The organism is Microbacterium sp. P5_E9, assembly GCF_054049175.1.
Map to the genome: position 1 here is coordinate 154652 of NZ_JBFUMV010000005.1, position 23630 is coordinate 178281.

A 23630-nucleotide genomic window follows, 5' to 3' on the forward strand; every position below is an offset into this window, starting at 1 on the left:
AGGGCGGGCATCAGGGGTTGCCGCCGAACCCACAGACGATCGCGGGGACGCATCCAGAGTTTCCGGTGACCGTCACGGATGCATTGCCGTTCGGTGCGGCGTCGTCCCCATGGCGGTCGAGGAAGAACTCGACCCAAGTGAAGTTGTTGTCCTCGTCCGACTCGATCCAGTGGTCGTCTGGATCAGCGGTGTGGGTCAGATAGTAGGTGCCCTCTGGGATGCCGGTGATCTCGAGCTCCTGGAGCGGCGTCGACTGGTGGTACGAGTCCGCCCACCACGACGCGAGGCCCTGCAGTTCGCCGTTGCACTCGAAGTAGGTTCGCGGCTTGGCCTTCTTCAGCACACCGTTCGTTCCGATGAACTCGACGTCGACGAAGCAGAACGTGATCTTGACGCCGTGCGCGACCGCGGTCGACGGATCGTCGGGATCGGTGCGCACGTCGAACTCCGCCACCGCGGACTGGTGCCAGTGATTGTGCTCGGGGTGGAAGACGGCGACGCCGGCTGGATGCCGGTAGACGATGTCGCCCGCAGCGTTGAGGATCTCCTGCGTGGCGATGGTGCACTGGGCGTACTCGATGTCGTCGGTCTCACACGACTGCACCTGCCCTCCCCCGCGAATCTGGAGATTACCCGGGCCGACGTTGATGTGCGTCGTCGAGAAGCGCAGCCATTCTTGTCCCTGGGTGTTCTGGATCTGAAGGTGATGCGGGACCTCCTCGATGACGTCCGGGAGGATCGCGTCGGCGGGCAGGTCTTCCGGGGGCGGGGTGTCGTAGGCGCTGGCAGGACCACCGAACCCCAAGGCGAAGATCGACACGAGCAGCACAGCAAGAACCGACTTCCGCGACATGGCGGCCATCCCCCCAAAGAAGACCCCACGTCTCTTATGGCTGCATGCTTCCACTGCACCGATAGCCGCACAAGGGCCGCCCCGAGGCGACCATAGGCTAACCCTATGGTTGGCATCGTACATATCCGGGTTGTCCTCTAGTTCGGCTGATACCTAGGCTCTCGGACATTGGCAACCCGAAGGCTGTAGGAGACAACCGCATGACCACCACTGAGAGTGGCGCCCCGACAGCATGAAAGCCATCGTCTTCCGGGATGCCGGCGAGCCCGTCTCCCTCGAGGAGGTCCAGCTGAACCCCCCGCGGCGAGGTGAGGTCGAGGTCGCCATCGCGGCGGCCGGCGTCTGCCACAGCGACCTGCATGTCCGGCGCGGCGAGTGGGAGCTGCCGGTCCCACTGGTGATGGGACACGAGGGCAGTGGAATCGTGACAGCTCTCGGTGAGGGGGTCTCTCATCTGCAGGTCGGCGATCATGTCGTCCTCTCCTGGGTAGCCCCCTGCGGCGAGTGCCGCAACTGCCTGCTCGGGCGTGAGGTGCGATGCGAGGTGGCGGCGGGGATCGTCGCGCTCGGCGGCACCCTCAACGACGGTACGACCCGGCTCAGCATCGGCGACGAGCGCCTGCACCACTATCTCGGCACATCGGCCTTCGCCGAGCGCGCCGTGGTGCCGGCATCCGGAGCTATCAAGGTGCGCGATGACGCACCGCTCGAAGCGATCTCGATCATCGGCTGCGCCATCGCCACCGGTGTCGGTGCGGTGCGCAATACGGCCCAGGTGCCCGCCGGCGCCACGGTGGCGGTCGTCGGCTGCGGGGGCGTCGGACTCTCGATCGTTCAGGGTGCCCGGCTCGCGAGGGCGGAGCGGATCATCGCCGTCGACGTGCGCGACGACAAGACGGAGCTCGCGGTTCGCCTCGGCGCGACCGACGTGATCGTCATCGAGCCTGGACAGGATGTCGCCGACCGTGTGCGTGAGCTCCTCCCGGAGGGGGTGGACTACGCGTTCGACGCGATCGGCAAGGCGCCGGTCACAGACCAGTGCATTCGGATGCTCGCAATCGGTGGAAGCGCCGTTGTCGTCGGCATTCCCGCCGCCGGAACCAAGGTCTCGTTCGAGCCCCAGACGCTCGTCGACCTGGATCAGCGGATCATCGGCTCCAACTACGGTGGCATCCGCCCCTCGCGGGACATTCCCTGGCTGGTCGACGAGTACATGGCCGGGCGGCTCTTCGTGGATGAGCTGATCAGCGCACGTCGGCCGCTCGCAGACGCCGAAGACAGCCTGGACCGGCTGGCATCCGGAGACGCGCTGCGCCAGCTCCTCATCCCCTCGATGCCGTCTTCCTGACTCGGCGCCCGGCTCGCCGCGTCGGTGGCATGAGGCAGGGTGGAGCGATGACCTCGACGACGCCCGTGCGTGCCCAGGCACTCGACATCCTGCGCACGCTCGTCGGCCGCGACGACGCCGACTTCCACGACGGCCAGTTCGAGGCGATCGAGGCGCTCGTTGACGCCCGCCGCCGGGCCCTCGTGGTGCAGCGCACCGGGTGGGGCAAGTCGGCGGTGTACTTCGTCGCGACGCTGCTGCTGCGCCGCCGCGGCGCCGGACCCACCGTGCTGGTCTCGCCGCTGCTGGCGCTCATGCGCGACCAGATCGCCGCGGCGCAGCGTGCCGGTGTGCGGGCGGTCGCGATCAACTCCACGAACGCGCACGAGTGGAGCGACGTGCTCGCGCAGCTCGACCGCGACGAGGTCGACGTGCTGCTGGTGTCTCCGGAGCGGCTCAACAACCCGTCGTTCCGCGACCAGCAGCTGCCGCAGCTGGTGCCGAGGATCGGACTGCTCGTCGTCGACGAGGCGCACTGCATCAGCGACTGGGGACACGACTTCCGCCCCGACTATCGCCGGCTTCGCGACCTCATCGCCCGGATCCCCGCCGGGGTTCCCGTGCTCGCGACCACGGCGACCGCCAACAGCCGGGTCGTGGCGGATGTCGCCGAGCAGCTCGGCGCGCTCGACGAGAGCGGCGCGTCGCCCGAGGTCCTCGTCATCCGCGGCCCTCTCGCGCGCACCTCGCTGCGGCTCGGCGTGCTGCGGCTGCCCGACGCGCCGAGCCGGCTCGCATGGCTCATCAGCCACCTGGGCGACCTCCCCGGCTCGGGCATCATCTACACGCTCACCGTCGCGGCCGCGAACGACACCGCCCGGCTCCTCCGCGACCGCGGATACGAGGTGCGCGCGTACACGGGCCAGACCGACCCGGACGAGCGCGAGGAATCCGAGTCCCTCCTGAAGAACAACCGGGTCAAGGCGCTCGTCGCGACCAGCGCCCTGGGCATGGGATTCGACAAGCCCGACCTCGGCTTCGTGATCCATCTCGGTGCGCCCTCGTCGCCGGTGTCGTACTACCAGCAGGTCGGCCGCGCCGGCCGCGCCACCGCCTCCGCCGACGTGCTCCTGCTCCCCGGCGTCGAAGACCGTGACATCTGGCACTACTTCGCCACGGCGTCGATGCCCGACCGTGAGCGCGCCGAGCGCGTGCTCTCGGCCCTGTCCGCCTCGGGCACCCCGCTGTCGACGCCGGCGCTCGAGGCCATGGTCGACATCCGTCGCACTCCGCTCGAACTGCTGCTCAAGGTGCTCGACGTCGACGGTGCGGTCGGCCGCGTGCAGGGCGGCTGGATCGCCACCGGTCGACCGTGGACGTACGACGAGGAGCGCTACGGCCGGATCGCCGCGGAACGCATCGCCGAGCAGCAGCACATGGTCGAGTACGAAGAGACCCGCGCGTGCCGCATGGAGTTCCTGCAGCGCTCCCTCGACGACGACACCGCGACGCCGTGCGGGCGCTGCGACAACTGCGCGGGCGCCTGGTTCGCGACCGCGATCGGCAAGGACGCGACGGATGCCGCATCCGCCGCCCTCGATCGCGTCGGGGTGCCGATCGAGCCGCGCCGCCAGTGGCCGACCGGCGCGGACCGCCTCGGCGTGCCCGTGCGGGGCCGCATTCCCGCCGGCGAGCAGTCGGACGAGGGAAGGGCGCTCGCCCGCCTCACCGACCTCGGGTGGGGCGGAACACTGCGCGAGCTGTTCGCGGCGAGCGCCACGGACAGTCCGGTTCCGCCGAATGTGCTCGCCGCCTGCGTCCGGGTGCTGGCCGACTGGGGGTGGCCCGAGCGTCCGGTCGCCGTGGTCGCGATGCCGTCGCGCTCGAAGCCGCAGCTGGTGAGCACCCTGGCGCGCGGCATCGCCGACGTCGGGCGCATGCCGCTGCTCGGTGCCCTCGAGCTCGTGGACGGCGGCCCTGTGGGTGGGCCCGGCGGCAACAGCGCCTTCCGGCTCGCCGGAGTCTGGCAGCGGTTCAGTGCGGCGGGTCTCGACGTGCCGGCCGGTCCCGTGCTGCTCATCGACGACCTCGTCGACAGCAGGTGGACGATGACCGTGGCCGCGCGCGAGCTGCGAGCCGCCGGAGCGACCGCGGTGCTGCCCTTCGCCCTCGCGCTCCGCGGCTGAGTCGGGCGGACCGAGGCTCAACTCGGGCAAGGAAAAAGCCCCGACCGTTACCACGCGGCCGGGGCGAGACGGATGAGAAATCCGCCTATCACCTGAAGGCTACCACGCGCGGTCCGGCGCTGACTGGGAGCTGCCCCCACGAGGGGCGGCCCGATCCGAGGAGATTCGCACCCCCGAGGATGCCGCGGGCTCCCGGCATCCTGAGCAATGCGAATCTCCTCAGCTGTGCGGCGCGATCGCGGCCCGCGCGGCCCTGGGCTCAACCCGTGGCCGCCCCACCCGTTCTGAGGAGATTCGCACTTCCGAGGATGCCGCGGGCTCCGGGCGTCCTCGGTAATGCGAATCTCCTCGGTTATGAGGCGCGATCACCGCCTGTGCGGCTGCGATCACCGCCCCGGACGTCACCGCGCGTCAGGGCGCGGCATCCGTCTTCGCCTCGATGAGCTGGATGAGGTTGCCGCAGGTGTCGTCGAAGACGGCGACTATCGCCATGCCGATGTCGGTCGGAGGCTGGGTGAACACCACGCCCCGCTCAGTCAGCCGGGCGTGCTCGGCGGCGAGATCGTCGACCGCGAATTGAGCGAGCGGGATGCCATCCGCCACGAGCGCGTCGCGATAGGGCCCCACCGCCGGGTGCTTCGACGGCTCGAGCAGCAGCTCCGCCCCGCCCTCCGGCGAGAGCACGGTGAGCCAGGAGTCCTCGCCGAGCGGGACGTCGTGGTGCTTCGTGAAGCCGAGCACCTCGGTGTAGAAGGCGAGCGCGGCTCGCTGATCGTCGACGAACACGCTCGTGAGTTCGATTCTCATGGTCCGGTCCTCTTTCTCTGGGGCCACCGCTCGGTGATCTCGGCCAGCGGTGCGGGGGTGAAGTAGTGGAACTTGGAGCGACCTCGTCGCTCCGTCACGACCAGGCCGGCTTCCTCGAGCACGCCGAGGTGCTGCGAGATGGCCTGCCGCGTGTGGCCGAGCCCGTGCCGGGTCAGCAGCACGGTGCAGATCTCGAAGAGGGTCTGCCCGTCCCGCGCCGACAGCTCGTCGAGGATCAGCCGCCTCGTCTCATCGTCGAGCGCTCGGAAGACATCCACCACGAGCCCATGATAGGCAAGTGGTGACTTGCATATCAAGAGACGACGCGGGGATTGCCCACGGCGCCGACAGCGAGCATGGTGGATCGCATGCCTGACCTCCTCGCGGGTGACGTGATCACCGACGCCCTCCGCGAGCTCGTGCGGCAGTTCGACGAGACCGAGCGGGCGATGCTGGCCCGCGAGCCGGAGGGCGTGCACGAGCACCGCAACGTCGTCCGGCGGCTGCGCAGCACGCTCAAGGTGTTCCGCGACCTGTTCGACCCGTTCGCCGTCGACGAGCTGCGCCTCCAGCTCCGCGAGTGGGGCGCGGCCCTCGGCGTCGTCCGCGACCGCGAGGTGGCCGCCGCCCAGGCCGAGTCGCTGCTCGCCGACCTCCCGTCCGCGCGCGACGACCCCCGGCTGCACGAGCGACTCATCGCGACCGAGCGCGCAGCGGCCACGGCCGCGTACCAGCGCCTCCTCGAGATCCACGACCTCGAACGCCTGCGCGCCACGCGTGCCCGCCTGCACGACTTCGCCGCGAATCCGCCGATGACTCCGGAGGCCGCGGCCCCGGCATCCGTCCTCAAAACGACCCTGGCCCGGGAAGGCGAGGACACGCTGCGCACGGCGGAGGACATGACCGGCTCGCTCGAGTCCCAGCACGAGTACCGCAAGAGCGCCCGCGGGCTGCGATACGCCGTCGAGGCCGCGATGATCGACCCGCCGGGGCTGTTCGGGCGGCGCACCCGCCGCGTCGGGACGGCGGCCCATCGCATTCAGAAGCGCCTCGGCGATCACCGCGATGCCGTGCTGCTCGTGCAGCGCATCGAGCGGGCGCGCGTCCGCGCGGGGCGCGCCCAGGAGCAGACCTCGGGCTACGACGATCTGGCCGCGGCCGCACGCGCCCTCGCCGACGCCGCGCTCGATGGGGTCGACCACGCCACGCCGAAGCTCGCCGCCGCCGTCGAGGCCATCGCCGCGTAGTTCAACTAGGCGCCGCACGCCCCGACCTAGGGCGGCGGGACCCTCCGCCGGCCGGAGTGGATGAGGCGAGGGGAGGACCGACTCGCGGCATCCGACCCTCCCCCCGGCCGATCCCCTCCGCTCAACGGAGGAAGGCCCCGGAACCTCGTGCAAAGTCGAGTCCGCGACCTGCTGAGCCACCTCCCGAGTCCAGGCGCGAGCCCGGGATATCCTCGCGCGGTGAGCCTGTCCGCGCGAGAACGTGCCGCGCGCCGCCGCATGTTCCGGCGCCGGCGCGCCGGGGTGCTGCTCGTCGTCGTCCTGATCGCGCTGGCAGCCGTCGTCGTCCCCCGGATCGCGGGCGCCGCAGCGGCCGCGGAAGTGCGCCACACCCTCGACGACCTCGTCGCCATCGCCGATGCCGCGACCGCCGTATCGTCCTCGGTCGCGCCGGCCGAGGCATCCGCTGCCCTCGCGTCCGCACGCGACGCGGCCGGCGCCGCACAGCCGACCGATGAGCAGACCGCCGCGGCCGCCGACGCCATGAGCGCCGCCGTCGCAGCATTCCAGAAGGAGGCCGTCGCGGGCGCCGAGAACGTGCTCGCGGACTGGTCGGATGCCGAGCAGGGCGTCGAAGCCGCCCTCTACGCGCAGATCAAAAAGCTGCGCAAAGCGCCGCCGGAGAAGCTCGCCGCCGCCCTCGAGGCGACGTCGACCGCCGCGGACGCGGTGCGTGCGGACGCCCAGGCCTACCGCGACACGATCATCGCCGCAGCGAAAGGCTCGAGCGCGCAGCCGACCGGCGGCTCCGCAGCCGCCCAGGTGGACTACCTCCTCGCCCACGCGAACGACTACAACACGGCAGTGTGGGGCGACTACAACCCCGCAGGCGGCGACTGCGTCAACTTCGCCAGCCAGGGCCTGCTCGCGCGAGGCTGGGTGATGGATGCCGCGTGGAACTCGGGCGGACCGTGGGAGGCGTCGAAGGCGTGGCGCTCGACGCCCGACCTCGACGCCTACCTGACCGCGCAGGGCTTCACCTACGCGACTGCCGACAACCTCGACCGCGTGCGCGTGGGCGACGTCGGCATCTTCAACTGGGGCGACACCGGCCCCGGGCTGGATCACACCATGACCGTCTCGCGGGTCGGGTACTCCCCCGACGGCCCGGTGATCTCGTTCGCGAGTCACAACACCGACGGCCAGTACCGCCCATTCCCGGCGACGCTGACCGACAAGGCGTCCGGGTCGACGGTGCGGATCTACTCGATCCCCTGAGCCGGACGCCGGGTCCTAAAGCAGGCCGCGCCGGCCGAGCTCGGGCCGCACGCCCTCCGCGAACCAGTACGCCTCCTCGAGATGCGGGTACCCCGACATCACGAACTCGGTGAAGCCGTACGAGTGGTACTCCTCGATGAGGTCGGCGACCTCCCGGTAGCTGCCGACGAGCGCCGTACCGGCGCCGCCGCGCACGAGCCCGACGCCCGCCCACAGGCCCGGGTGGATCTCGAGGTCGGTGCGGGTCGTGCCGCCGCCGCCGCTGAGGGCCGCCTGCCGCTGCTGCCCGACCGACCCCGAAGACGCGAACGCGCTGCGCTTGCGCGCGATCAGCTCGGGGTCGAGGCCCGCGACGAGCGCGTCGGCGATGGCCCACGCCTGGTCGGACTCCGGCCGTGCGATCGCGTGCAGACGGATGCCGAAGCGCAGCGTGCGCCCGCGCGCGGCAGCGGCCGCCCGCACCCGCGCGATCTTCTCCCCCGCCTGCGCGGGCGGTTCGCCCCAGGTCAGATAGACATCGGCGTGCTCCGCCGCGACCTCGATCGCGGCATCCGATGATCCGCCGAGGTAGATCTCGGGAATGGATGCCGGCGAGTTGACGTAGGCGTCTTCCACATGGAAGAACTCGCCCTGGTGGGTCACGCGCTCGCCCGCCCAGAGCCGTTTCAGGATGCCGACATACTCGGCCGCGCGGCGGTACCGCAGGTCGTGGCCGAGGTGGTCGCCGAACCGCTTCTGCTCGAAGTCCTCGCCGCCCACGACGACGTTGATCCGCAGCCGCCCACCGCTGATGGTCTGGAAGGTGGACGCGATCTGCGCTTGCAGGGTCGGCGAGATCAGGCCGGGGCGCACGGCGATGAGGTATTCGAGGGTGCGGGTGTGCTGGGTCAGCGCCGTGGCGATCGTCCAGCTCTCCTCGTTGCCGCTGCCCACCGGCACGAGCACCGACTGAAAGTCGAGCTGTTCCGCGGCGCGGGCGATCTGCGACAGATAGGCGATGCTCGGCTCGCGCTGCGCGCTCGCGATCCGCTCGTTGCTGGTCGCGCTGCCCATGCTCAGGTCGGTGCGCGAGTCACCCGTGAGCGGGAGGAACCAATCCAGCACGACCTTGTCGTCCGAGGGGGGCGAGGGGGCAGTCGAGGGCGTCACCTCAACAGGCTAGGGAGCACGCCGAGCACCGCGGAGTCGAACGTCACACTTCGACCCGCGGACGACCTGGATCAGACGCCGGCTTCGATCGCCGTGTGCACCGGCGCCCCGATCGCGGCGCGGTCGGCGACGAGCGGGCACGTGAAGACGTCGCGCTCCCCCATCCCCACGCGGTTGATGTAGCGGACCACGATGGCATACGACGTGAACAGTCCCGTCTCGGTGTACGGCACATCGTGCTCGCGGCAGTACTCCGAGATCATCGCGGCGGCCCGGCGCAGGTGCGGCCGGGGCATCGACGGGAACAGGTGGTGCTCGATCTGGTAATTGAGCCCGCCCATCACCACGTCGAGCAGACGAGGACCGCGGATGTCGCGGCTCATCATGACCTGACGGTGCAGGAAGTCGAGCACGACGCCGCGCGGCACGATCGGCATCCCTTTGTGGTTCGGCGCGAACGACATGCCCATATAGAGGCCGAACAGTCCGAGCTGGATGCCGAGGAAGACGAAGGCGATCCCGGGTGAGAGCACGAGGAACACCAGGACGAGGAATCCGCCGATTCGGAAGCTGAGGAAGCCGATCTCCACCCAGCGCCGATCGAGATGCCCGCGCGAGAACACCCGGCGCACGCCGGAGGCGTGCAGCGACAGGCCCTCCAGCATCAGGACGGGGAAGAAGAACAGCCCCTGATGCGCGCGCAGCCAGGCGAACGGCGGCGAGCGGTGCACCGTGACCCGATCCGGGGCCACGGCGATCACCGGCACCTCGATGTCGGGGTCCGCCTCGATCTTGTTCGGGTTGGCGTGATGCCGGGTGTGCTTGTGCTGCCACCAGCCGTAGCTCAGACCCACGAGCAGGTCGGCCAGCACCAGGCTGACCCAGTCGTTCCACCGGCCCGACACGAAGATCTGCCGATGCGCGGCATCGTGGCCCAGGAACGCGATCTGCGTGAGCACGACCGCGAGCGCCGCGGCGGTGAACAGCTGCCACCAGGTGTCGCCGATGAAGACGAAGGCCACCAGGCACGCCACCAGCACCAGCGGCAGCGCGATCAGCTTGGTCCAGTAGTAGCCGTATCTGCGACGCAGCAGTCCGCTGTCGCGGACCCGTCGCGCGAGTTCGGAGAATTCGCTGGCCCCGCGGGGGGCTCCTGCGGTCCGAGCTGTCGTCGTGCGAACGAGGCTCATGATGACTCGTCCTGCGGCGGACGCCCGCTAGCGGCGGGTGGAGCCACCTGCCTTGCCGCGGGCGGGAACCAACCCGATCGCAGTCACTTTCGTGTCCATGAACGGGACGCTACGCCCCCTACCTGGACGGCTCACAGGTTGGGGGGAGCTGCTCAGCCGCGTTCGGCGCAGGCCGGCTCAGGCCCCGACGTAGGTGGCGAGGTGCTGCCCGGTCAGGGTGGACCGATCCGCGACCACGTCGGCCGGCGTGCCCTCGAAGACGACGCGCCCGCCGTCGTGCCCGGCACCAGGGCCGAGGTCGATGATCCAATCGGCGTGCGCCATCACGGCCTGGTGGTGCTCGATGACGATCACGGTCTTGCCGGAGTCCACGAGCCGGTCGAGCAGGCCGAGCAGCTGCTCGACATCGGCGAGGTGCAGGCCGGTGGTCGGCTCGTCGAGGACGTACACGCCGCCCTTCTCGCCCATGTGGGTCGCGAGCTTGAGCCGCTGCCGCTCGCCGCCCGACAGGGTGGTGAGGGGCTGGCCGATCGTGAGGTAGCCGAGCCCGACGTCGGCGAGCCGCTTGAGGATCGTGTGGGCGGCCGGCAGCTTGGCCTCGCCTGCCCGGAAGAACTCCTCCGCCTCGGTCACCGACATCCCGAGCACCTCGCTGATGTCGCGCCCGCCGAGGTGGTATTCGAGCACCGACTGGTCGAATCGCTTGCCCTCGCAGACCTCGCAGACCGTCGAGACGCTCGCCATGACGCCGAGGTCGGTGTAGATCACCCCGGCGCCGTTGCAGTTCGGGCAGGCGCCTTCGGAGTTCGCGCTGAACAGAGCGGGCTTGACGCCGTTCACCTTCGCGAACTGCTTGCGGATGGGCTCGAGCAGGCCGGTGTAGGTCGCCGGATTGCTGCGCCGCGAGCCGCGGATCGCGCCCTGGTCGATGGTCACCACCCCGTCCTGCGGTGCGACCGAGCCGTGGATGAGCGAGCTCTTGCCCGAGCCGGCGACCCCGGTGATGACGCAGAGCACGCCTCGGGGGATGTCGACATCGACGTTCTGCAGGTTGTGGCTGTCGGCGCCGCGCACCTCGAGCACTCCGGAGGGCTTGCGCACCGCCGCCTTCACCGAAGCGCGGTAGTCGAGGTGCCGACCGGTCAGCGTGCCGCTGGCCCGGAGCTCCGCGACCGTCCCCTCGAACACGACTTCGCCGCCGGCCGATCCGGCACCAGGACCGAGGTCGACGACGTGGTCGGCGATCGCGATCGCCTCGGGCTTGTGCTCGACGACGAGGACGGTGTTGCCCTTGTCGCGCAGCTGGATCAGCAGCTGGTTCATCCGCTGGATATCGTGCGGGTGCAGGCCGATCGTCGGTTCGTCGAAGACATACGTGATGTCGGTGAGCGAGGATCCCAGGTGCCGGATCATCTTGGTGCGCTGCGCCTCGCCGCCCGAGAGCGTGCCCGAAGGCCGGTCGAGCGAGAGGTAGCCGAGGCCGATGTCGACGAAGGAGTCGAGGGCGTCGCGCAGGTTCGCGAGCAGCGGCGCGACCGAGGGATCATCCAGTCCCCGCACCCAGTCGGCGAGGTCGCTGATCTGCATCGCGCAGGCATCGGCGATGCTGATGCCCTTGATCTTCGAGGCTCGGGCGCCCTCACTGAGGCGGGTACCGCCGCATTCCGGACACGCGGTGAAGGCGACCGCCCGCTCCACGAATGCGCGGATGTGCGGCTGCATCGCGTTGACGTCCTTCGACAGCATCGACTTCTGCACCTTCGGGACGAGCCCTTCGTAGGTGATGTTGATGCCGTTGATCTTCACCTTGACCGGCTCCTTGTAGAGCAGGTCGTCGCGCTCGGTCTTGCTGTAGTCGCGGATCGGCTTGTCGGCATCGAAGAAGCCGGACTCGGTGAACATCCGCACCGACCAGCCGTCGGCGGTGTAGCCGGGCACCGTGATGGCGCCGCCGGCGAGCGACTTGGACTCATCGACGATCTGCGTGAGGTCGATGTCCGAGACCGACCCCATCCCCTCGCAACGAGGGCACATGCCGCCGGTCTGGGCGAAGCTGCGCCGGATCGTCCCCTTGCCTTCGATCGTGATCGCCCCGCCGCCCTTCACCGAGGGCACGTTGAACGAGAACGCCTGCGGCGACCCGATGTGCGGCATCCCGAGCCTGCTGAACAGGATCCGCAGCATGGCGTTCGCGTCGGTGACCGTGCCGACGGTCGATCGCGAGTTCGCGCCCATCCGCTCCTGGTCGACGATGATCGCCGTGGTGAGGCCGTCGAGCACATCGACGTCTGGGCGTGCGAGCGACGGCATGAACCCCTGCACGAACGAGCTGTAGGTCTCGTTGATCATCCGCTGCGACTCGGCGGCGATCGTCGAGAACACGAGCGAGCTCTTGCCCGAGCCGGAGACGCCGGTGAACACGGTCAGGCGCCGCTTGGGCAGCTCGACGCTGATGTCCTTGAGGTTGTTCTCGCGCGCGCCCTGCACCCGGATCAGGTCGTGGCTGTCCGCCGGCGCAGTCTTCGGGTCCGTGGTCATGCTCGTCTCCATCCGCGGCGACACCGCTTCGTTCGCCTGTCCGATTCAACCAGAGGGACGGATGCCGCTGCCCGCCGTCGACGGCGACTCAGGCGATGCGGGTACCGGGGGGAAGCCGACGCGCGGGGGTGCGCGTGCGCGCCCATGCCCACCAGAGGAGTCCCGCGGCGAGTACGAGCTGCAGCGCGAGGCCGACGAACCAGCTCGGCACCGTGCTGTCGAGGAGCTCTCGCGGCGCCGGCTGGCTGCTCTGCTGGGTCACGCGATCGCAGTCGTCCCAGACGTACTCGAGGTCGGGCGGGAGCTGAGCCAACCGCATGCCGGTCTTGATCTGGCTGAACAGATCCACCGGGTACCCGGATCGGTCGAAGGTTGCGGGGGTGGCGTCGGCGAGGATCACGAAGGGGTTCGGCGTCAGCATCCACCACACGTAGTCGTAGCGTGGCATCTCGTAGGTGTCGGTCTGCCACGGTCCGCAGGTCTGCGGCTCGACGGGATTGCCCTGGCTGTCGAATTCGATGCTGCGGTACGAGCTGGTCGCTTCGGACCGGACGACGGCGCCGCTCAGGCCGAACGCGATGAGGGTGCCGACACAGAGCGCGGCGACGACCAGATAGGTCGAGGCGACGGAGAAGAGCGGGCGGGCGAGGATGCCGCTCAGTGCGACGCCGATCGCCGCGACGATCGCGGTCTCGACGATCAGTACGAGCAGGGAGATCGCCATCGTCGCGATGCTCACCCCACCTGCGACGGTGCTCGCGACGATGAACGGCACTGCAACGGCAAGGAACGCGAGCCCTGTGACCCACGCGGCCAGGAACTTGCCGAGCACGATCTCGCCGGTCGTGGCGAGCGTGACCTGCACGGGAGCGAGCGTCGCGGCATCCCGATCCCCATTGATCGCGTTGCCGCTCAGCGTCGGCGAGACCAGCACGACGAGCAGGAGCACGAAATAGACGACGACCGCGTAGACGCTCCCGCCCCTCGTCTCCTGGGATGAGAAGGCGAGGAACGAGAGCACGGTCACCAGCAGGAGCAGGACGGCGAAGACTCCGAGCAGGACGTACCAGGCGACGCTTCGCACACGCTGCGTGAGCTCCAGCCGCACGATCGTGCCGATCCGATCGAGGTTCATGAGGCCTCTCCCTGCGACCCGTCGGCCGGCGCTTCGTCGGCGGGCTCCGCCGGCGGCGGCGGCGCTGCCCGCGAGTCGAGGTCGAGATAGGCGGTCTCGAGCGAGCCCAGCACCGGCCCGTACTCGATGACCGCAACTCCACCCGTCACCAGCGCGCGCAGCCCGGCAGCGGCTGCGTCTTCGGACTCGAACGCGACGAGGGCCGCGCCACGATCGGCTCGCACGTCCGCGGTGCTGATCCCCAGCGCGCGGACGACCGCGTCGAGGTCGAGCTCGCCCGCCACTCGGATCCGCCAGGCCCGCTGCGTTCCCGCTGCCGCCTGCACCGGGTCGACCGTGCGGCCCGCGACGAGGAATACGGCATCGTCGACGAGCTCCTCGAGCTCGATGAGGATGTGGCTCGAGATGAGGATCGTGCGTCCCTCTGCGGCCAGCTGCCGCAGCAGCTCGCGCAGCTGCACGCGCGCCTGCGGGTCGAGCCCCGACGCCGGCTCGTCGAGCAGCAGCACCTGGGGGTCGTGCACCAGGGCACGCGCGAGCCCGAGCTTCTGCTTCTGCCCGCGCGAGAGCACGCGCGCCGGGACGTCGGCGAGGTCGGTGAGCGTCAGCAGGTGCAGCAGCTCGTTGGCCCGCTGCTCGGCGGCGGTGCGCGGCATCCCGTACAGCCGTCCCGTCACGACGAGCGATTCGCGGGCCGTCAGCGAAGGCCATGCGCCTAGGGCGTCGGGCATCCAGCCTACGAGCCGCCTCGCATCCTGCGGATGCGTCACCGGGTCGACTCCACCGACGCGCAGCTCGCCGTCGTCGGGCGCCAGCAGCGAGGCGAGCATGAGCAGCAAGGTCGTCTTGCCTGCGCCGTTCGGGCCGACCAGGCCGGTGATCCGACCGGCTTGCGCCTCGAACCCGACGTCTCGGACGGCGTGGACGTCTCCGAAGGAGCGTCGCACACCTCTGGCGGCGATGCCGGGGGCAGTCATCGCCCCACTCTAGGGATGGTTGGCGGGCGAACCGAAGAACGCCATGCCGAGGTCGGGGTGGTCGACGAAGACGCCGTCGATCCCGGCATCCCGGATCACCGCCCACTCCGCCTCCCAATCGCCGAATGCGGCGGATCCGCCACGGCCGCGGAACTGTCCCACCAGGAAGGTGTTCTCGGGTCGGCAGGTCCAGGTGAACACCCGGAGGCCACGGGCGTGCGCGTCGGCGACGAGGCTCGACGGCCCGGCGACGCGGCCCAGCCGGTCGGGGCCGAGGATCATCCGCTTGGCGACGCTGATCCCGTCGACCCGTCCGACGAGGCCGTCCAGCCCGGCTGGGCTCGCGGTCTGCGCGTAGGTCGGGGCCTTGGCGCCTTCTGCCGCGACCAGGTCGGCCGGCTTCCCGGTGGCGTCGAGCAGGTAGATGTAGGTGCCCCGGATGCCGCGTTCCTGCAGCTGCTGCAGCACCGTCGACTCGAACGACTCGAGGATCAGCGGCAGCTCGCCGTCCGCCCAGCCCGCCGCCCGCAGCTCCGCCTCGATCAGGGCGGCCATGTCCCAGCCGCAGCCGGCGAAGTAGGTGGCGTGCTTGATCTCGAGGACGACGCCGATCTCGCGGCCCTGCTCCAGCGAACCCGCACGCACGAGGTCGAGCACGTCACGGAGCAGCAGCACCGGCTGGCTGTCGTCGAAGGAGGCGCTCGTCGCCCGCACTTTGGGCAGGCGCTCGCGGCAGCGCAGCGAGGTGAGCTCGGCGGCCGTGAAGTCCTCGGTGAACCATCCGGTCAGCTCTACGCCGTCGACCGTCTTCGTCGTACGGCGGTCGGCGAACTCCGGGCGGGTGCCGACATCGGTCGTGGATCCGATCTCGTTCTCGTGCCGCACCACGAGCACGCCGTCGCGGCTGATGACGATGTCGGGCTCGACGGCATCCACTCCCATCGCCAGGGCGAGGTCGTACGAGGACCGGCTGTGCTCAGGCCGGTAACCCGGCGCACCTCGATGCCCGATGACGAGCGGACGGGTGCGCGGCATCCGTCCAGGCTATCCGCGGCGCGCGCGGCCCGCGCCGAGCCGTCGATCCTCATAGGCGTCTCCCAGAACCGCGCCGAACTCGCCCCTCCTCTATCAGTTATCGTTGATCCACACAGCACATCGCTGTGCACCGACTTTGGAGTGTGAACGGGCATGGCAACGTCAAACCCCGCATTCAACAACCCGGCGTTCCAGGATCCCCGCGCCGTCAAGAGCTACCCGGGCGGCCCGCAGGCTGCGAACCTGGGCGCGACCACCCAGTATGCGACGACGTCGCAAGCCGGTTTGGATGCCGCGACCCAGGCACGGCTCGAGGGCGCGTTCGTCGCACCCTCGGCGAACGCCATCGACACCGGCCGGATGACCGTCGAGGACACCGTCCTGAAGACCCTCGCCCTGTTCGTCGTGCTGCTGGCCACCGCCGCCGTCGGCTGGGTGTGGACCATGTCGCCGGTCACCGTGACCAACCCGGAGCCCACGTTCCTGCCGTGGACGATCGGCGCCCTCGGCGGCTTCGTCTTCGCAATGATCGTGGCCTTCGGCTCGCGCAAGGCGATCCGCCCGGCCCTGATCTTCGGGTACGCCGCCTTCGAAGGCCTCTTCGTCGGTGGCATCTCGGCCTACTTCGAGTACCTGTGGCCCGGCATCGTCGTGCAGGCGACCGTCGCGACGCTCGCCGTCGTCGGCGTCACCCTCGCCCTGTTCGCCAGCGGCAAGGTGCGCGCCTCCAAGCGTGCGACCAAGGTCTTCATGATCGCGATGATCGGCTACCTGGTGTTCGGCCTGATCAACGTCGTGATGATGATGTTCGGCGCCTTCAGCGGCCCCGACAGCGCCGGCCCGTTCGGCATCTACAGCCAGCAGGTCTTCGGCATCCCGCTCGGCCTCATCATCGGCGTGCTCGTGGTCATCATGGCGGCGTACTCGCTGGTGCTGGACTTCGACTCGATCCAGCAGGGCGTTCGCAACGGCGCTCCCCGCAAGTACGGCTGGCTCGGCGGCTTCGGCATCATGGTGACCGTCGTCTGGCTGTACATCGAGATCCTGCGCATCCTCGCGATCCTCCGAGGCAGCAACTAGCTGCAGTTCTGCCGAAAGGGCCGTCCCATCTGGGACGGCCCTTTCGTCGTTCCCGGTGCCCCGTCCGTCGTTCCCTGCGCCCTTCCCTCCGCTGAGCGGAGGGTTCGCGAGCAAGGGAGGACGGATGCCGCGGATTCGGCCCTCCCCTCGCCCCATCCCCTCCGTCCAGCGGAGGAGAGGCGTACCGGGACGGGGAGAGATGCCGCCGATCACCCGCATAGGCCTGGCCGCGGCATCCGTCCGCCCCGTAGCGTGGAGGGGTGAGCGCGAAGTCGACCGAGACGTTCCTCGAGGTGAACGGCCATGAGGTGCGGGTGTCGAGCCCCGACAAGGTCGTCTTCCCGCAGGCGGGGGTGACCAAGCTCGACCTCGTGAAGTACTACATCGCCGTCGCGGACGGGGCGCTCCGCGGCGCGGGCGGCCGGCCGATGGTGCTCAAGCGCTTCGTCAAGGGCATCAACGCCGAGCCCTTCTTCCAGAAGCGCGTGCCCGAGAACCACCCCGACTACATCGACACCGCGACCCTGCACTACGCCCGCGGCACGTCGGCCGAGGAGGCGGTGGTGCGGGATGCCGCGGGGCTCGCCTGGGTCGTGAATCTCGGATGCCTCGACCTCAACCCGCACCCGGTCCGCGCCGAAGATCTCGATCATCCCGACGAGCTGCGCGTCGACCTCGACCCGATGCCGGGGGTGCAGTGGCGGCAGATCGTCGACGTGGCCATGGTCGCGCGCGAGGTGCTCGACGACTACGGGCTCGTGGGCTGGCCCAAGACGAGCGGATCCCGCGGCCTGCACATCCTGGTGCGGATCTCTCCTGAGTGGGACTTCACCGCGGTGCGGCTCGCCGCCGAGACCCTCGCCCGCGAGGTCGAGAACCGCGCACCCGGACTCGCGACGGCGCGCTGGTGGAAGGAGGAGCGCGGCGAGAGCGTGTTCGTCGACTTCAACCAGAACGCGAAGGATCGCACCGTGGCATCCGCGTATTCGGTGCGCGCGCTCCCCGACGCGCGCGTGTCGATGCCGCTGGACTGGGACGAGGTCGGCATCCGGCTCCCCGAGGAGTTCACCGTGCCGACGGTGCTCGAGCGGTTCGCCGAGCGCGGCGACGCGCACGCGGGCATCGACGACGCGGTCGGCTCGCTCGCGGGGCTGCTGCGGCTCGCCGAGGAACTGGGCCCCGCCGAGAAGCCCCCGCGCGGCACCTCGGCCGATGGCCGGCGCGCCTCGACGATGCCGCTCATCGAGGTCGCCCGCACCAAGACCAAGTCGGAAGCGCTCGGGATGCTCCAGACCTGGATCGCGGCGAACGCCGAGGTGGCCGCGCAGCTGCATCCGGCCGATGTGCTGATCGACGGCATGCGCGGGTCGAGCTCGCTCTGGTACCGGGTGCGGATCAACCTGCAGCACGTGCCCGAGACGGAGCGCCCGGCCCAAGGCGAACTGCTCGCCGACTACGACCCGTGGGCCGGAAGGACCTGGCCAGGACGGCCGTAGCCGCCGCCTGAAATGCCGGGCTGCTGAGGAGATCCGGCTGTCTGAGGATGCCTCGCGCCAATCCGCCCTCAGTTGCCGAGATCCCCTCAACTGGCCGAGCCGGCGAAGGGGTTCAGCGCCGGACGGGGTGCTCGAGGGCGGCGCGCACGGCCGCACCCAGCGCGTGCATCGAGGCCGAGGCATCCATCTCCGCCGCCGCGGCCAGCCCCTCCGCCGACAGCCGCGCGCGCAGGTCCCGGTCACCGAGCACCGCGATCAGGGCGGCCCCGAGGGCGTCGATGTCGCCATCGGGCACGAGCACGCCGCCGCCCCGGGCGAGGGTGTCGCGCGGGCCGTACGGCAGGTCGTAGCTGACGACCGGCACCCCGGCGCCGAGCGCCTCGAGCACCACGAGCGGCTGTCCTTCGTTCGTGCTCGCCAGCACGAACGCGTCAGCCTGCGCCCACGCCTGGGTCGTATCCGCCGTGTGACCCCGAAGTTCAATGGCATCGGAGAGACCCAGCTCATCCGCGAGCGCCTCGAGCTCGGCGCGCTGCGCGCCGTCGCCGTAAACGTGCAGCTGCGCGTGCGGCACCGCGGCCCGCACCGCCACCATCGCACGCACCGCGTGGTCGACGCGCTTGCGCGGGATCAGCGAGTTGAGCATCACGATCCGCCCGGCAACCGACGCGGGCTCGACGGCTGCCGGCGCCTGCGCGGGATGCGGGACCACGAACGAGCGGATGCCGCGTCCCACGCGCCGCTCGACATCCCGCAGCTGACTCGGCGTGAGCCACAGCACGGCGTCGAACCGATCCGCGACGGCGAACCACCGTTCCCAGGCCGGCTCGATGGGCGAGTCCCAGGCGAACGGCGCGAGGACGTGACAGGCGTGGGTCGTGTGCAGGATCCGCACGGCGGGGTCGAGGGCGGGCTCGCCGGCGGCCACGAGAGCCTCGCCCACCTGACGCGCCTCGCACAGCAGCACGACGGGCTTGTTCGCCCGCGCCGCGACGGCATTGACCCAGGCCCGGTACAGCCCGGCGTACCCGGGCAGCCACCCGACGATGGCGCCGTCACCCCACACCCGCACCGGCGCGTCGGTGAGGTGCCAGGCCGGGTCGCCGCTGACCACGGGCAGCTCGAGCACGACGGCACCGGCCGCATCGACGATCGGCCGGTACGGCCACGCCGAGTCGGGCACCGGCCCGGGCAGCGCCGCCGCGCGCAGCCAGGAGGGGTCGGCGCGGGCGTCGTCGAAGAGGTTCCGCAGTGCGGCCGGCTCGACCAGGAGTCCGCGCCTGACCCACTCGGTGCGGTCGGCGTCGTGGTCGGAGGTCTCGCCCGGATCGATGGTGAGCAGCGTCGGGGCCGCACCGGCCCCGGCCATGTCGAGCGCACGGCGCAGCACCGAGATCGTGAACCCGCCGTCGCGGTCGGGCACGAGCCGGCTCGCCAAGACGAGATACTCAGCGTCCGGCAAAGCGGTCACATCGCTCACGCCGACACCACCGTCTCGATGCGGAACACAGGGAAGTCGGGCGCGAGCTCCGCGAGCCTGGCGTCGGGGGCTGACGCGTCGACGCCGTCGAAGAACCTGCCCACCTCCCAGGCCCAGACCCGCAGGTACTCCCGCAGAATGGCCGGCTTGTCGGCATCCGTCACTTCCTCAGCGCGGAACACCTCCACCCGACGTCCGTGCCTCAGTTCACCCGTGCCGGAGACGCGCAGGTTGCGCACCCACTGCGTGTGCCCCCGGGGGGCGATGAGGAATCGCTCGCCGCCGAGGCGCAGCGGGTTGACCGGCGTTGTGCGCCATTCACCGCTGGTGCGGCCGCGCACCGCGAGCACGCGGCTGCCCGCCAACGAAACTCCCATGCGACCGAGCCCGCCCATCATCCCGTTGAAGGCGACATCGATCCGGGAGGGCTTCACGTAGCGCGCCATCACGCCTTACATCTTGCCGTACTCCTCGACGCAGTCGTGGTTCAAAATCAACACTCATTGGTGATTCTTGCGCGACTCATGACGCCAACGTAGCCGAGCACCGCCGTAATTCAACAACATTGTTGATATTTGCCCTAGAAATCACCAAAATGAATCAACCGGCGATTGCTGGCTGTTGATTCACGTAAGGAGTTGCCTTCGTGGCGGAACGCCCGCTCTCGATAAAGGACGCCGCCCAACTGGTCGGCCTCTCGGTGAGTCGCGTCCGACAACTGACGGATCTCGGCGTGCTGAGCGCAGAGACGACCCCAGGCGGGCATCGCAGATTCGACCGCGCGACGCTCATGCGCGAGTGGCAGGCGCATCGAGGCGCCGCGCCGACGGCACGGGCCGAGGTGGCTCGACCCGAGTGGAGCTGGCGCGACGACTTCGTCCTCGAGAACCTGAGCGAGGATGACGTCTGGAGGCGCCTGCGGGACGAGCTCGAGGGCCACATCGGCGCGCTGCCCGTCCGGGCTCGGGCGATCCTCAACTACGCGGTGACGGAGATGGTGAACAACGCCATCGATCATTCCCGAGGCTCCACGGTCGTGATCGATGCTTCACTCGCCGCTCGGACAACGCGCATCGCGATCGGCGATGACGGCGTGGGCGTGTTCGCGAATCTCGCGACCCTGGCCGGTCTCTCCTCGCCGGCGGAGGCGGTCGTCGAGATCACCAAGGGCAAGAGGACGACCGCGCCGGCACACCACTCCGGCGAAGGGATCTTCTTCACTTCCAAGGCTGTGGACAGCTTCGACATCTCGGCCAACGGCTTTCGGGTCGTCTTCGACAACCTGATCGAAGACGTCGCCTTCGGCGTCTCGAGCGGTGCAGGGACGACCGTGGTTCTCATACTCGACCTCGACACGCAGCGCGACTTGGTCGCGGTTTTCGATGCGTACGCGGACGAGGAATCGGGGTTCCACCGAACGACTCCGCGCATTCAGCTCGTCTCAGTCGCGGGCGACTTCATCAGCCGCAGCGAGGCCAAGCGGTTCGCGGCCGGGCTCGAGCAGTTCACGCGCGTCGAACTGGATTTCGCCGGTGTCGAGTTGATCGGTCAGGGCTTCGCCGACGAGCTCTTCCGCGTGTGGCGGACGGAGCACCCAGGCACCGCGCTCGAGACGTTCGGCGCCAACCGCGGCGTGCAGCTCATGATCGACCGAGTGCGCCGCGAAACCGGCTGATCCGTCGGATCACTCCCACTCGATGGTCCCCGGCGGCTTCGACGTGACGTCGAGCACCACGCGGTTGACCTCGCGCACCTCATTGGTGATGCGGTTCGAGATCCGGGCGAGCACGTCGTACGGCAGGCGCGTCCAGTCCGCGGTCATCGCGTCTTCGGATGACACCGGCCGCAGCACGATCGGATGGCCGTAGGTGCGGCCGTCGCCCTGGACTCCGACCGAGCGCACGTCGGCGAGCAGCACCACCGGGCACTGCCAGATCTCGTTGTCGAGACCGGCGCGGGTCAGCTCTTCACGGGCGATCGCGTCGGCATCCCGCAGAATCTCGAGACGGTCAGCGGTGATCTCGCCGACGATCCGGATGCCGAGCCCGGGGCCCGGAAAGGGCTGTCGTCCGACGATCACCTCGGGAAGACCGAGCTCGCGGCCGATCGCGCGCACCTCGTCCTTGAAGAGGGTGCGCAGCGGCTCGACGAGCTCGAACTGGAGGTCCTCGGGGAGGCCGCCGACGTTGTGGTGCGACTTGATGTTCGCGGTGCCCGCGCCCCCGCCGGACTCGACGACGTCGGGGTAGAGGGTGCCCTGCACGAGGAAGCGGATCGGCTCACCGTCGGCCGCGGCCTCCGCGACGAGGTCGGCCTCGGCCTGCTCGAAGGTGCGGATGAACTCCCGGCCGATGATCTTGCGCTTGGTCTCCGGGTCGGAGACACCGGCGAGCGCGGTGAGGAACTGCTCGCGGGCGTCGACGGTGACCAGCCGAACGCCGGTCGCGGCGACGTAGTCCTGCTCGACTTGCTCGCGCTCGTCCTTGCGCAGCAGGCCATGGTCGACGAAGACGCAGACGAGCTGGTCGCCGACGGCCTTGTGCACGATGGCTGCCGCGACGGCGGAGTCGACGCCGCCGGAGAGTCCGCAGATCACGCGGCCCGAGCCAACCTGGGCGCGGATCTTGTCGACCTGCTCGGCGATGACGTTGCCGCTGTTCCAGTCGGCCGGGAGACCGGCGGCCTTGTGCAGGAAGTTCTCGAGCACCTGCTGACCGTGGTCGGAATGCTTGACCTCCGGATGCCACTGCACGCCGTAGAAGCGACGCTCGTCGCTGCCGAACGCGGCCACGGGGGTGGCCGACGTCGAGGCGAGCACGTCGAAGCCTTCGGGTGCGCGGGAGACCTGGTCGCCGTGGCTCATCCACACGTTCTGCTCGATGGGCTGGCCGCCCAGCAGCACGCCGCCGTCACCCGTGACCGCGGCATCCGTCGCTCCGTATTCGCGGAGTCCGGTGTTGGCGACTTCGCCGCCGAGTGCCTGCGCCATGACCTGGAAGCCGTAGCAGATGCCGAGGGTGGGGACTCCGAGGTCGAAGACGCCGGGGTCGAGCGCCGGAGCGCCCGGCTCGTACACCGACGAAGGCCCGCCGGAGAGGATGATGCCCACCGGGTTCTTGGCCGCGATCTCGGCCGCGGAAGACGTGTGCGGGACGATCTCGCTGTACACGCCGGCCTCGCGGACGCGACGGGCGATCAGCTGCGCGTACTGCGCGCCGAAGTCGACGACGAGGACGGGTCGCTGGGAAGTCTCGGTCTGCTCGGTCAACGGGTGCTTTCTGTCGCTGGAGCGGGGTGGGCCTCGAGTTCGGCAGCCTCGCGCTGGGCGAGATACTGCCGCACCTCGCGGGCGACGCGCCCCTCGAGGATGAAGGAGAGGAAGGGGATGATGCCGCCGAGGGCGAGCAGCAGGAAGCGCGGGAGCTGCCAGCGCATCAGGCTCCACATGCGGAAGCACGCGAAGAGGTAGACGACGTAGAACCAGCCGTGCGCGACCAGGATGCCGAGCGACAGGTTGACCCCGTCGCCGGTCGACTCGTGACCGGTCGGACCCTCGACGACGGGGGCGAACCAGAGGAAGCCACCCGACCCGCCGAGGAACAGCTCGTACCCGAAGAAGTACTTGACGATCATCTCGGCGCAGAGCAGCAGCAGCATCGTGCCGGTGATGATCGAGGCGACCTGGTAGAACTTCAGCGCACCCCGGATGGCCGGGAATGTGGCGAGCTTGGGGGCGGCGGGCATGGGTTCAAGTCTAGACGCGGGATGCCGGGGGCCCGGCCCGCGCGAGGCTCCGGCCCTCAGCCTGCCCGCGGAGCCAGCCGACGCCATAGGCACTCCGCGGCCGGAATGCAATCCGGTGACATCGCGAGG

The 23630-nt window shown here is 69.8% G+C and carries 20 protein-coding genes; 7 read left to right on the forward strand and 13 right to left on the reverse strand.

The features are described 5' to 3' along the window. Nucleotides 1-10: 10 nt before the first annotated feature. On the reverse strand, nucleotides 11-853 hold the full coding sequence (locus ACXJ3V_RS09830; RefSeq protein ID WP_457100112.1) for a lysyl oxidase family protein: 843 nt from the start codon (nucleotides 851-853) through the stop codon (nucleotides 11-13). Between the two features lie 232 nt (nucleotides 854-1085). Between ACXJ3V_RS09830 and ACXJ3V_RS09835 the strand changes: the two genes are divergently transcribed. Both ACXJ3V_RS09835 and ACXJ3V_RS09840 read left to right on the forward strand, forming a co-directional pair. Then, complete coding sequence (locus ACXJ3V_RS09835; protein WP_457100113.1) at nucleotides 1086-2201, forward strand: Zn-dependent alcohol dehydrogenase; 1116 nt, start codon at nucleotides 1086-1088, stop codon at nucleotides 2199-2201. A 47-nt stretch (nucleotides 2202-2248) separates the two neighbouring features. Beyond that, nucleotides 2249-4366 carry a RecQ family ATP-dependent DNA helicase gene (locus tag ACXJ3V_RS09840; RefSeq protein ID WP_457100114.1) on the forward strand — a complete coding sequence of 706 codons (2118 nt, stop codon included), beginning with the start codon at nucleotides 2249-2251 and terminating at the stop codon, nucleotides 4364-4366. Between the two features lie 411 nt (nucleotides 4367-4777). Here the strand turns inward: ACXJ3V_RS09840 and ACXJ3V_RS09845 are convergent, their stop codons facing one another. After that, nucleotides 4778-5173, reverse strand: a complete 396-nt coding sequence (locus tag ACXJ3V_RS09845; protein ID WP_457100115.1) for a VOC family protein — start codon at nucleotides 5171-5173, stop codon at nucleotides 4778-4780. Continuing rightward, nucleotides 5170-5454, reverse strand: a complete 285-nt coding sequence (locus tag ACXJ3V_RS09850) for an ArsR/SmtB family transcription factor (RefSeq protein ID WP_457100116.1) — start codon at nucleotides 5452-5454, stop codon at nucleotides 5170-5172. Before ACXJ3V_RS09850 ends, ACXJ3V_RS09845 begins: the two co-directional genes overlap by 4 nt. A gap of 87 nt (nucleotides 5455-5541) precedes the next feature. On the opposite strand from ACXJ3V_RS09850, the gene ACXJ3V_RS09855 reads away from it, so the two are divergent. Beyond that, the gene (locus ACXJ3V_RS09855; RefSeq protein WP_457100117.1) at nucleotides 5542-6420 is read left to right on the forward strand and encodes a CHAD domain-containing protein; all 879 of its coding nucleotides are present in this window, start codon (nucleotides 5542-5544) and stop codon (nucleotides 6418-6420) included. A gap of 219 nt (nucleotides 6421-6639) precedes the next feature. Then, entirely contained in the window at nucleotides 6640-7677 is a 1038-nt protein-coding gene (locus tag ACXJ3V_RS09860) for an amidase domain-containing protein (RefSeq protein ID WP_457100118.1), read from the forward strand. Between the two features lie 15 nt (nucleotides 7678-7692). Here ACXJ3V_RS09860 and ACXJ3V_RS09865 read toward each other — a convergent pair whose 3' ends face one another. The 6 genes from ACXJ3V_RS09865 to ACXJ3V_RS09890 form a co-directional block, all read right to left on the reverse strand. Beyond that, nucleotides 7693-8826, reverse strand: coding sequence for an LLM class flavin-dependent oxidoreductase (locus ACXJ3V_RS09865; protein ID WP_457100119.1), 1134 nt, complete (start codon nucleotides 8824-8826; stop codon nucleotides 7693-7695). 71 nt (nucleotides 8827-8897) lie between these two features. Then, complete coding sequence (locus tag ACXJ3V_RS09870; protein ID WP_457100120.1) at nucleotides 8898-10016, reverse strand: fatty acid desaturase family protein; 1119 nt, start codon at nucleotides 10014-10016, stop codon at nucleotides 8898-8900. A gap of 177 nt (nucleotides 10017-10193) precedes the next feature. After that, on the reverse strand, nucleotides 10194-12554 hold the full coding sequence (locus tag ACXJ3V_RS09875; RefSeq protein ID WP_457100121.1) for an ATP-binding cassette domain-containing protein: 2361 nt from the start codon (nucleotides 12552-12554) through the stop codon (nucleotides 10194-10196). Between the two features lie 88 nt (nucleotides 12555-12642). Continuing rightward, nucleotides 12643-13689, reverse strand: a complete 1047-nt coding sequence (locus ACXJ3V_RS09880) for an ABC transporter permease (RefSeq protein WP_457100122.1) — start codon at nucleotides 13687-13689, stop codon at nucleotides 12643-12645. After that, complete coding sequence (locus ACXJ3V_RS09885; protein ID WP_457100123.1) at nucleotides 13686-14666, reverse strand: ABC transporter ATP-binding protein; 981 nt, start codon at nucleotides 14664-14666, stop codon at nucleotides 13686-13688. Before ACXJ3V_RS09885 ends, ACXJ3V_RS09880 begins: the two co-directional genes overlap by 4 nt. Before the next feature lie 9 nt (nucleotides 14667-14675). After that, entirely contained in the window at nucleotides 14676-15701 is a 1026-nt protein-coding gene (locus ACXJ3V_RS09890) for a glycerophosphodiester phosphodiesterase family protein (RefSeq protein ID WP_457100124.1), read from the reverse strand. Nucleotides 15702-15854: 153 nt separating this feature from the next. Here ACXJ3V_RS09890 and ACXJ3V_RS09895 point away from each other — a divergent pair, with 153 nt between their 5' ends. Beyond that, nucleotides 15855-16781 (forward strand): Bax inhibitor-1/YccA family protein, encoded by a 927-nt coding sequence (locus ACXJ3V_RS09895; protein WP_457100125.1) that lies wholly within the window; start codon nucleotides 15855-15857, stop codon nucleotides 16779-16781. A 260-nt stretch (nucleotides 16782-17041) separates the two neighbouring features. Then, nucleotides 17042-18277 carry a non-homologous end-joining DNA ligase gene (gene ligD / locus ACXJ3V_RS09900; protein ID WP_457100126.1) on the forward strand — a complete coding sequence of 412 codons (1236 nt, stop codon included), beginning with the start codon at nucleotides 17042-17044 and terminating at the stop codon, nucleotides 18275-18277. Between the two features lie 112 nt (nucleotides 18278-18389). Here ligD and ACXJ3V_RS09905 read toward each other — a convergent pair whose 3' ends face one another. Further along, a complete protein-coding gene (locus ACXJ3V_RS09905) occupies nucleotides 18390-19757 on the reverse strand; it encodes a glycosyltransferase (protein ID WP_457100127.1) in 1368 nt (455 codons plus the stop codon). Further along, on the reverse strand, nucleotides 19754-20203 hold the full coding sequence (locus ACXJ3V_RS09910) for a nitroreductase/quinone reductase family protein (protein WP_457100128.1): 450 nt from the start codon (nucleotides 20201-20203) through the stop codon (nucleotides 19754-19756). The genes ACXJ3V_RS09905 and ACXJ3V_RS09910 overlap by 4 nt, the downstream gene beginning before the upstream one ends. A 200-nt stretch (nucleotides 20204-20403) precedes the next feature. On the opposite strand from ACXJ3V_RS09910, the gene ACXJ3V_RS09915 reads away from it, so the two are divergent. After that, nucleotides 20404-21432 carry an STAS-like domain-containing protein gene (locus ACXJ3V_RS09915; RefSeq protein ID WP_457100129.1) on the forward strand — a complete coding sequence of 343 codons (1029 nt, stop codon included), beginning with the start codon at nucleotides 20404-20406 and terminating at the stop codon, nucleotides 21430-21432. Between the two features lie 9 nt (nucleotides 21433-21441). Here the strand turns inward: ACXJ3V_RS09915 and guaA are convergent, their stop codons facing one another. Continuing rightward, nucleotides 21442-23025 carry a glutamine-hydrolyzing GMP synthase gene (gene guaA, locus ACXJ3V_RS09920; protein WP_457100130.1) on the reverse strand — a complete coding sequence of 528 codons (1584 nt, stop codon included), beginning with the start codon at nucleotides 23023-23025 and terminating at the stop codon, nucleotides 21442-21444. Then, the gene (locus ACXJ3V_RS09925) at nucleotides 23022-23501 is read right to left on the reverse strand and encodes a DUF3817 domain-containing protein (protein ID WP_457100131.1); all 480 of its coding nucleotides are present in this window, start codon (nucleotides 23499-23501) and stop codon (nucleotides 23022-23024) included. The genes guaA and ACXJ3V_RS09925 overlap by 4 nt, the downstream gene beginning before the upstream one ends. Nucleotides 23502-23630: the final 129 nt, after the last annotated feature.

Coding starts and splice junctions, on each gene's coding strand:
- ACXJ3V_RS09855 (WP_457100117.1), top strand. CDS start 5,542: ATGCCTGACCTCCTCGCGGGTGACGTGATCACCGACGCCCTCCGCGAG.
- ACXJ3V_RS09890 (WP_457100124.1), bottom strand. CDS start 15,701: ATGCCGCGCACCCGTCCGCTCGTCATCGGGCATCGAGGTGCGCCGGGT.
- ACXJ3V_RS09845 (WP_457100115.1), bottom strand. CDS start 5,173: ATGAGAATCGAACTCACGAGCGTGTTCGTCGACGATCAGCGAGCCGCG.
- ACXJ3V_RS09870 (WP_457100120.1), bottom strand. CDS start 10,016: ATGAGCCTCGTTCGCACGACGACAGCTCGGACCGCAGGAGCCCCCCGC.
- ACXJ3V_RS09835 (WP_457100113.1), top strand. CDS start 1,086: ATGAAAGCCATCGTCTTCCGGGATGCCGGCGAGCCCGTCTCCCTCGAG.
- ACXJ3V_RS09830 (WP_457100112.1), bottom strand. CDS start 853: ATGTCGCGGAAGTCGGTTCTTGCTGTGCTGCTCGTGTCGATCTTCGCC.
- ACXJ3V_RS09910 (WP_457100128.1), bottom strand. CDS start 20,203: ATGGCGCGCTACGTGAAGCCCTCCCGGATCGATGTCGCCTTCAACGGG.
- ACXJ3V_RS09840 (WP_457100114.1), top strand. CDS start 2,249: ATGACCTCGACGACGCCCGTGCGTGCCCAGGCACTCGACATCCTGCGC.
- ACXJ3V_RS09895 (WP_457100125.1), top strand. CDS start 15,855: ATGGCAACGTCAAACCCCGCATTCAACAACCCGGCGTTCCAGGATCCC.
- ACXJ3V_RS09925 (WP_457100131.1), bottom strand. CDS start 23,501: ATGCCCGCCGCCCCCAAGCTCGCCACATTCCCGGCCATCCGGGGTGCG.
- ACXJ3V_RS09885 (WP_457100123.1), bottom strand. CDS start 14,666: ATGACTGCCCCCGGCATCGCCGCCAGAGGTGTGCGACGCTCCTTCGGA.
- ACXJ3V_RS09875 (WP_457100121.1), bottom strand. CDS start 12,554: ATGACCACGGACCCGAAGACTGCGCCGGCGGACAGCCACGACCTGATC.
- ACXJ3V_RS09880 (WP_457100122.1), bottom strand. CDS start 13,689: ATGAACCTCGATCGGATCGGCACGATCGTGCGGCTGGAGCTCACGCAG.